Here is a 7738-nt window from a genome sequence, read left to right on the forward strand (position 1 = left end):
TTTATTTTTCTTTGCACTGAATTATTTAACCATTAAATTATAACATTATGTCTGATATTGCTTCAAGAGTTAAGGCTATTATCGTTGAAAAATTAGGTGTTGATGAGAGCGAGGTTACCCCGGAAGCTTCATTCACAAACGACTTAGGTGCGGATTCTTTGGATACCGTGGAACTTATCATGGAATTCGAAAAAGAATTCAATGTAGCAATTCCAGATGACCAGGCTGAGACCATTGGTACAGTAGGTCAAGCAGTTGCTTATCTAGAAAAAAACGTAAAGTAAACATACGGTCTCCGTATAATCCGTATAAATGGAATTAAAAAGAGTAGTAGTTACAGGTTTAGGTGCGCTCACTCCAATTGGCAACACTGTCCCAGAATTCTGGGATGGATTGCTTAATGGTGTGAGCGGTGCTGGGCCCATCAAAAGTTTTGACGTCTCAAAGTTCAAAACCAAATTTGCATGTGAATTGAAGGATTTTAATCCTGAAAATTTCATGGATCGAAAAGAAGCACGCAAATTAGATCAATTTGTTCAATACGCTATAGCCTCTACGGCTGAGGCTGTTACAGATGGTGGTTTCGATTTTACCCAACTGGATACCAATAGAATTGGCGTTATCTGGGGTTCTGGTATTGGTGGTATTAAGACCTTTATGGAAGAAATGAGGAATTTTTTCTCTGGCGATGGTACGCCAAGATTTAATCCTTTCTTCATCCCAAAATTGATTATTGATATTGTTTCCGGACATATATCGATCAAATATGGCTTGAGGGGTCCTAATTTTGCAACCGTTTCTGCCTGTGCTTCATCAACTAATTCAATGATTGACGCTTATAACTACATCAGACTGAATATGGCCGATGTAATTATAGCCGGTGGATCAGAAGCAATTATCAATGAAGCTGGTATTGGTGGTTTCAATGCTATGCACGCCTTATCTACACGAAATGATGATCCAGCAACCGCTTCCAGACCTTTCGACAAAGACCGTGATGGTTTTGTTGCCGGTGAAGGTTCGGGTACCATTATTTTTGAAGAATTGGAACATGCTAAAAAGCGTGGTGCCAAAATCTATGCAGAAATTGTTGGTGGCGGAATGAGTGCTGGTGCCAATCACATTACCGCTCCACACCCTCAGGGTTTAGGTGCTAAAATGGTGATGACTAATGCATTAAATGATGCTCAATTGTCTACTGCTGATATTGATTATATCAATGTTCACGGAACTTCAACTCCTCTGGGAGATTTTTCTGAAGCACAGGCAATTGTTGATCTTTTTGGCGAGGATGCTTATAAATTGAACATCAGCTCTACGAAATCTATGACAGGCCATTTATTGGGTGCTGCTGGTGCCGTTGAAGCTATTGCTGCAATTTTAGCGGTAAAGTATGATATTGTACCTCCTACCATCAACCATTTTACAGATGATCCTCAGTTTGATCCTAAATTGAATTTCACCTTTAACAAAGCCCAAAAACGTACTGTACGTGCTGCTTTAAGCAATACTTTTGGATTTGGTGGTCATAATGCCTCAGTGATTTTTAAAAAATACGAGGAATAGAGAAAGAAAAGTGATGTTTGAAGATTAATGCCATTATTTAAATTATATAAACTTCATTTATCTCCGGATAGAGCGTTTATAAAGAAGCTAAAAAATTTATTAGGCTTTGTGCCAGGTAATGCCGTTTTATATAAAATGGCATTCAGGCATCGGTCTGTGGCAAAAACTTTGAAAAACGGAAGCAAAAGCAGCAACGAACGCCTGGAATTTCTAGGAGATGCCATCTTAGGTTCCGTCATTGCGGAGTTGCTGTTTAAAAGCTACCCTTACAAAGAAGAGGGCTTTCTTACTGAAATGCGCTCTAAAATTGTAAACAGGGCTAATTTAAATCAACTTGCCCGTAAAATGGGCTTCGACCAGCTCATCGTATTTGATCAGAAAATGGTCAATGCACAAACTAAGCATCACTCGATGCTTGGTGATGCTTTTGAAGCCCTTATTGGTGCTGTATACCTTGATAAAGGGTATAACTTTACCAAAGACTTCCTCTTAAAACGAATTGTCAAGCCTTATATTGATATCCATACGCTGGAATTGACGGAAACCAATTTTAAAAGCAAGCTTATTGAATGGTGCCAGAGACAGGGTAAGGATATAACTTTTGACATCATCCCCAATAGTGAAGGCGACAGCCCAAAACTGTTTACGGTACAGGCGGTTATTGATGGTGACAGTTTTGGAATTGGTAAGGATTACAATAAAAAGAATGCAGAAAAGACCGCTGCAGAAAAAACCTGCGAAGCCCTTTCTATCTAGAATTATTTCTTTAGCTGGCTTTCCTGGTATTTTTTGTAGGCATCCCGAATGTATTTAATGGCATCGTATTCGTTCCATTTTTGCACAATTTCATATTCAGGGCGATAGTTGAGCATAAAGTCTTCTAAAGCTTTATCCCTTAAATCGGTATGTTTTTTAATCATCGATTCATTAAAATACCCGTCTATTTCTGTCTGCTGTATTTCTGAATTGTAATAATTATTAAACCTTTTGGCATTTTTAGGTGTACGGCCAAAGAGTTCATAAATTGCCGTTAAGGGTGTAAAAACATAAGATAACAAGGGTGGCTTACCGGCGTAATAAGAGCCTTTATTCCTGAATTCTTTTTTGATATCATTCATATCCTGTCTTTTAGTCTGGCCATAAATGTTTACCTGGTTCAGCGTATTACCTTTGTTTAAGTACACTAAAAGGTCTTTTTCTGAAGGAACAACCACTTCAACATCCATGTACTCCTGCTTATAGATCTGCAAGGTATCGCCAATAACGGCACTGATTTGAAATAAACCAAAGTCATTGCTGGTCACAGAAATGCGCGTTTTTTTATTGTAAATTGTGGCTGATGCAATGCGTGTTGGGGTCCCCTTTTCCATCACCACCCCTTTTATAATACCTTTTTCCTGGCCATTGGCACCTACAAAACAAGTCAGCAATACAAGCAATAGCAGGAAATGTATAGGTTTTGAATTTAAATTCATTCGTTTATATTTTATTCATAGTGTTACCAAAGCATAATGTGCTATGGCTTTATAACAGAAATCTTTACAAATTTAATCATTGTAAATTGGCTTGAGTGTTAAAATTAGTTAATAAACACAACGAGCCATTTTAAAACTTAACACCTATAGTATTCAACCATTAAACAATAAATTATATCTTTGCACATGATAAAATCCATGACAGGTTACGGCCTGGCCTCTACAGATCATGAAAACGTTAAGTTTTCGGTAGAGATCAAATCCTTAAACAGTAAGTTTTTAGAACTTAACCTAAAGCTCCCGAGAGCTTATGCAGACAAGGAATTATTTTTACGTAATCTTTGCAGTAAAGATATTGAGCGCGGAAAAGTTACCGTTTCCATTAATGTTGAACGCACCGACGATCAGCAAAAAGGTGCTCAAATCAATGCGCAACTGCTAAAAAAATACTACACGCAGTTAGCAGAAATCAATGAAGAACTAGGTGCAAATGCGAGTAATCTTTTACAGGCAGCACTGAATTTCCCTGACGTAATCAGCTACACTGAAGAAGATAGCAATGAAAACGACTGGGCAGTTTTACACCAAACCTTCTTAAAAGCGTTGGAAAACTTTAACCAGTTCAGAAACATGGAGGGTAACGTACTCAATGAAGACCTTGAACTGCGTATCAAAAATATCCTAAGCTTTTTTGCACAGGTGGAAGTATTGGCACCACTGAGGATTCCTCAGGTTAAAGCCCGCTTAAATCAATTTTTAGAAGAAAACCTTGTCAAAATTAATATTGATCAAAACCGTTTGGAGCAGGAGTTGATTTATTACATTGATAAGTTAGACATTACTGAAGAGCGCATCCGCTTAAAGAGCCACTGTGACTACTTTATAGAGACTTTGAAAGGTAAAGACACCAACGGTAAGAAATTAGGCTTTATATCTCAGGAAATAGGCCGTGAAATTAATACCATGGGTGCAAAGGCAAATGATGCACAAATACAACAATTAGTAGTGGGCATGAAGGAAGAGTTGGAAAAGATTAAAGAACAACTGCTTAACGTATTATAGCAGGAAGGATAAAAACATGACACAAGGTAAACTGATTATATTTTCTGCCCCCTCTGGAGCAGGAAAAACAACAATAGTAAAACATCTGCTACAAAAATACCCTTTTTTAAGCTTTTCTATTTCAGCAACTACCCGCGAAGCCAGAGGTGATGAGCAGCATGGCAAAGATTACTACTTTATTTCCAATGAAGCTTTTTTGCATAAAGTAGCCCACCAGGAGTTTGTAGAGTTTGAGGAAGTATATAACGGAACTTATTATGGCACCCTGCGTTCTGAAATTCAACGGATCTGGAATGAAGGCAAACATGTAATTTTTGATATTGATGTAGAAGGCGGCTTAAGGCTTAAAAGAAAATATGAAGAGAATGCACTGGCAATTTTTGTGCAGCCACCCTCTTTAGAAGTTTTGAAAGAACGCTTAACTGGTCGTGGTACTGACAGTGAATCAAAATTACAAGAACGTTTCATTAAAGCTGAAAAAGAGCTTAAATACGCAGATAAATTTGATGTGGTACTAAAAAATTATGACCTGGAGGTTGCTTGTCAGGAAGCTGACAAATTAATTGAGGACTTTATTAATCAAAAATAAGGAATGAAAACAGGGCTGTTTTTTGGTTCTTTCAACCCAGTGCACCTGGGGCATCTTGTGATTGCCAACTACATGGCTACTTTTACCGGGCTTGATGAAGTTTGGTTGGTAGTATCCCCTCATAACCCCTTAAAGAACAAAAATGGCTTGTCGAACAGTTACGACAGGCTGGAAATGGTTAGGCTTGCCACAGAGAATTCGCAGCACTTAAAAGTGAGCGATATAGAATTTGGCCTGCCAAAGCCTTCCTATACCATTGATACCCTCAGCTATTTAGAAGAAAAATACCCCAGCAGAGAGTTTGCTATCATTATGGGATCTGACAACCTGGTGTCTTTTAAAAAGTGGAAAAATTACGAGGTGATCTTAAAGAATTACCAGATTTATGTCTATCCGAGACCTGGCGTGAATGTAGAGGAATGGAAAAACCATCCCTCTATAATCATGACGGAAACACCACAAATGGACATCTCCTCAACTTTTGTCCGCAGTGCCGTTAAGGCCAAAAAGAACATTCAATTTTTTGTTCCCGATCAGGTTATCGCCTTCATGGAAGGAAAAAACATGTATCGGTAATGTCTGCTATAAACCCTTTAGGTTTAAAGAAACAAACGGTATAAAAGGAAAATAGCTGGTTTTTTGTGTAAATCTATCTTTTCTAATCGCCATTGGGCAACTGATTGTGTTTTTACATATTCTTCTTCGCCGGTAAGGTTACAGGCAATACACAATAAGGTTTGCGGTGCTGCACTTTTCAATACATCCTCTAACAAGGAGTTATTTCTGAAAGGTGTTTCAATAAAGATCTGCGTTTGTTTTTGTTTTTCAGCGTTCTGCTCCAGCTCTTTAATGCGCTTGCTTCTCTCAACCTTATCTATAGGCAGGTAACCATGGAAAGTAAAACTTTGTCCGTTAAAACCTGATGCCATTAAAGCTAAAAGGATAGAGTTTGGTCCTACCAATGGCACTACAGAAATGCCACGACGATGAGCCTCAGCCACAATATCAGCACCTGGATCAGCAATACCCGGACAGCCGGCTTCACTCATTAAACCTACATTTTTACCTGTCATCAATTCCTTAAAAAAAGGAACTAAGGAAGAAGTGCGTTTATGTTTACCGTAGTCATGAATAACCAATTCACTTTGTGGTCTTTTTAAACCTGCTTCTTTAAGGAATTTACGTGCAGTCTTTTCGTTTTCTACAATATAGGTGTCAATAGCATTAATGGTGTCCACTAAAAATGGGGTAAACGTTTTGGCGGTTGCATTTTCTGCTAAAGGGACTGGTACTAGATATAAGGTGCCTTTTGTCATTAGTGTATAATTTGTTTGTAACAGTGATGAGCCATCAGGAGCTATTTGCTTGCTGAGGATGGTTTCACGATACAAAAGAAGAAAATAATAATGGGTAAAGAGAAAGCTGTTTGCATTTTATTCCATTATTACGTAAATTGTAAATTACCAATAGCGAATAAACATCTGTTTATGCCAATGATTGACCAATATAATTAGGCGCCGCTTAAGCATTGAATTGTAATATTTTACAGACAATTAAACCATTGATTTCTTTTGAGCTCAAATTGAGTATAAAGTTTAGGTTATATAAAAAAACACACTATGAAAAGCATGTTTAAATTTCCGGTATTCGTGTTAGGACTTATACTCCTCCTGGCCGGTTCAACCATTACTGCAAGCGCACAAGATGATGACGTGTCATTGCAGACCTTTTACGATGAACTTTCTCCTTATGGAACCTGGATTCAAGATTCACAATACGGCTATGTTTGGCGGCCAGATGTAGATCAGGCAGATTTCAGACCCTATTATACTGACGGAAGATGGGTGATGACCGAATATGGCAACACTTGGGTATCTAACTACGACTGGGGATGGGCTCCTTTCCACTATGGAAGATGGGTAAACAACAGTTATAACGAATGGGTATGGATACCTGATACTACCTGGGGACCTGCATGGGTAAGCTGGAGAAGTGGTGGTGGTTATTACGGATGGGCACCTTTGGGTCCTGGCATTAACATCAACGTTAACTTTGGTGGAGGATACAATATTCCTCACTCCTGGTGGGTATTTGTACCGCAAGGAAATATCTACTATGATAGGTTTCCTCGCTACCGCAGTTATATTAATATAAATATCTTTAACCGTACAAACTATATTAATTATACTGGTCAACGCAACAGGAGCACCTATTTTACAGGTCCGAGACGTGATGATATCAGACGTGCCACAAACCGTGATGTAACCGTTTACCGTGTAAACCGTACTGACCGTTCTGGCAGATCTACCATCACTAACAACACTGTAAATATTTACAATCCAAGAGGTGGCGGCAGAAATGTAGATAACAAAAATGCAAGACCTGGAAGAGTGAGCACCGAAAGGGATTATGCTGCCAACAGAGGAAACCAACCTGCTAGAAATAATGCTGGCAGAGACAATAATGCTGGCAGAAATGTAGGTGCAAACGCTGGACGTACCAACCGTGATGCGGTGAACAGAACCCAGACTGGTCAAAGAAATGAAGCGATACAACGTTCACAACGCGAACGTACACAAAATCAAACGCAACAAAGAGACCAGGCTACCCGTCAGCAACAAGTGCAACAACGTACACAACGTGAAACACAAGAACGCGGACAACAAGCTCAGACTCAACAAAGAGAACAAGCTGTGCGTCAGCAACAAGCTGAGCAACAACGTACACAGCGTGAAGCACAAGAACGCGGACAACAAGCTCAGACTCAACAAAGAGAACATGCTGTGCGTCAGCAACAAGCTGAGCAACAACGTACACAGCGTGAAGCACAAGAACGCGGACAAGCAGCTCAGACTCAACAAAGAGAACAAGCTGCCCGTCAACAACAGGCACAACAACAACGTACACAACAACAACAACAACGTGCGCAAGAACAAAGTCGCCAGCAAGCACAACCAAGGGCACAAGTTCAACAACAAAGACAAGAACGTGTACAACAAAGTGCACCTTCAAGAAGCAATGAAAGGGGCAGCAGTGGCCAATCTCA

9 protein-coding genes are annotated in these 7738 nt (G+C 39.3%); 7 read left to right on the forward strand and 2 right to left on the reverse strand.

Annotated elements, in window-relative coordinates:
- Window positions 1-47 precede the first annotated feature (47 nt).
- Genes ACR2F7_RS14015 through rnc form a run of 3 tightly spaced genes read left to right on the forward strand, consistent with a single transcriptional unit; the run spans window position 48 to window position 2322 of the window.
- Window positions 48-284, forward strand: a complete 237-nt coding sequence (locus tag ACR2F7_RS14015; protein WP_031266521.1) for an acyl carrier protein — start codon at window positions 48-50, stop codon at window positions 282-284.
- Between the two features lie 28 nt (window positions 285-312).
- Window positions 313-1566, forward strand: coding sequence for a beta-ketoacyl-ACP synthase II (gene fabF, locus ACR2F7_RS14020; RefSeq protein WP_432714173.1), 1254 nt, complete (start codon window positions 313-315; stop codon window positions 1564-1566).
- 27 nt (window positions 1567-1593) lie between these two features.
- Complete coding sequence (gene rnc, locus ACR2F7_RS14025) at window positions 1594-2322, forward strand: ribonuclease III (protein WP_432714174.1); 729 nt, start codon at window positions 1594-1596, stop codon at window positions 2320-2322.
- 2 nt (window positions 2323-2324) lie between these two features.
- Here the strand turns inward: rnc and ACR2F7_RS14030 are convergent, their stop codons facing one another.
- Window positions 2325-3041, reverse strand: coding sequence for a hypothetical protein (locus tag ACR2F7_RS14030; protein WP_432714175.1), 717 nt, complete (start codon window positions 3039-3041; stop codon window positions 2325-2327).
- Between the two features lie 198 nt (window positions 3042-3239).
- Between ACR2F7_RS14030 and ACR2F7_RS14035 the strand changes: the two genes are divergently transcribed.
- From ACR2F7_RS14035 to nadD, 3 genes are read left to right on the forward strand one after another with little or no spacing between them, the layout of a single operon-like run.
- Window positions 3240-4103 carry a YicC/YloC family endoribonuclease gene (locus ACR2F7_RS14035; protein ID WP_432714180.1) on the forward strand — a complete coding sequence of 288 codons (864 nt, stop codon included), beginning with the start codon at window positions 3240-3242 and terminating at the stop codon, window positions 4101-4103.
- 16 nt (window positions 4104-4119) lie between these two features.
- Window positions 4120-4692, forward strand: coding sequence for a guanylate kinase (gene gmk, locus ACR2F7_RS14040; protein WP_432714176.1), 573 nt, complete (start codon window positions 4120-4122; stop codon window positions 4690-4692).
- A 3-nt stretch (window positions 4693-4695) separates the two neighbouring features.
- On the forward strand, window positions 4696-5268 hold the full coding sequence (nadD, locus tag ACR2F7_RS14045; protein ID WP_432714177.1) for a nicotinate (nicotinamide) nucleotide adenylyltransferase: 573 nt from the start codon (window positions 4696-4698) through the stop codon (window positions 5266-5268).
- Window positions 5269-5291: 23 nt separating this feature from the next.
- Here the strand turns inward: nadD and ACR2F7_RS14050 are convergent, their stop codons facing one another.
- Window positions 5292-6008: an SAM-dependent methyltransferase gene (locus ACR2F7_RS14050; protein ID WP_432714178.1), complete on the reverse strand. Its 717-nt coding sequence runs from the start codon at window positions 6006-6008 to the stop codon at window positions 5292-5294.
- 303 nt (window positions 6009-6311) lie between these two features.
- Between ACR2F7_RS14050 and ACR2F7_RS14055 the strand changes: the two genes are divergently transcribed.
- On the forward strand, window positions 6312-7738 hold a 1427-nt coding region (locus tag ACR2F7_RS14055; protein ID WP_432714179.1), incomplete at its 3' end, for a DUF6600 domain-containing protein.

Origin of the sequence: Pedobacter sp. (assembly GCF_045628745.1) — a bacterium.
In the GTDB taxonomy this organism is placed as follows: Bacteria; Bacteroidota; Bacteroidia; order Sphingobacteriales; family Sphingobacteriaceae; genus Pedobacter.

Bases quoted from the DNA above. Each gene is read 5' to 3' on its own strand.
- ACR2F7_RS14050 (WP_432714178.1), bottom strand. From the start codon at position 6,008: ATGACAAAAGGCACCTTATATCTAGTACCAGTCCCTTTAGCAGAAAAT.
- ACR2F7_RS14035 (WP_432714180.1), top strand. From the start codon at position 3,240: ATGACAGGTTACGGCCTGGCCTCTACAGATCATGAAAACGTTAAGTTT.
- fabF (WP_432714173.1), top strand. From the start codon at position 313: ATGGAATTAAAAAGAGTAGTAGTTACAGGTTTAGGTGCGCTCACTCCA.
- nadD (WP_432714177.1), top strand. From the start codon at position 4,696: ATGAAAACAGGGCTGTTTTTTGGTTCTTTCAACCCAGTGCACCTGGGG.
- rnc (WP_432714174.1), top strand. From the start codon at position 1,594: ATGCCATTATTTAAATTATATAAACTTCATTTATCTCCGGATAGAGCG.
- gmk (WP_432714176.1), top strand. From the start codon at position 4,120: ATGACACAAGGTAAACTGATTATATTTTCTGCCCCCTCTGGAGCAGGA.
- ACR2F7_RS14030 (WP_432714175.1), bottom strand. From the start codon at position 3,041: ATGAATTTAAATTCAAAACCTATACATTTCCTGCTATTGCTTGTATTG.
- ACR2F7_RS14015 (WP_031266521.1), top strand. From the start codon at position 48: ATGTCTGATATTGCTTCAAGAGTTAAGGCTATTATCGTTGAAAAATTA.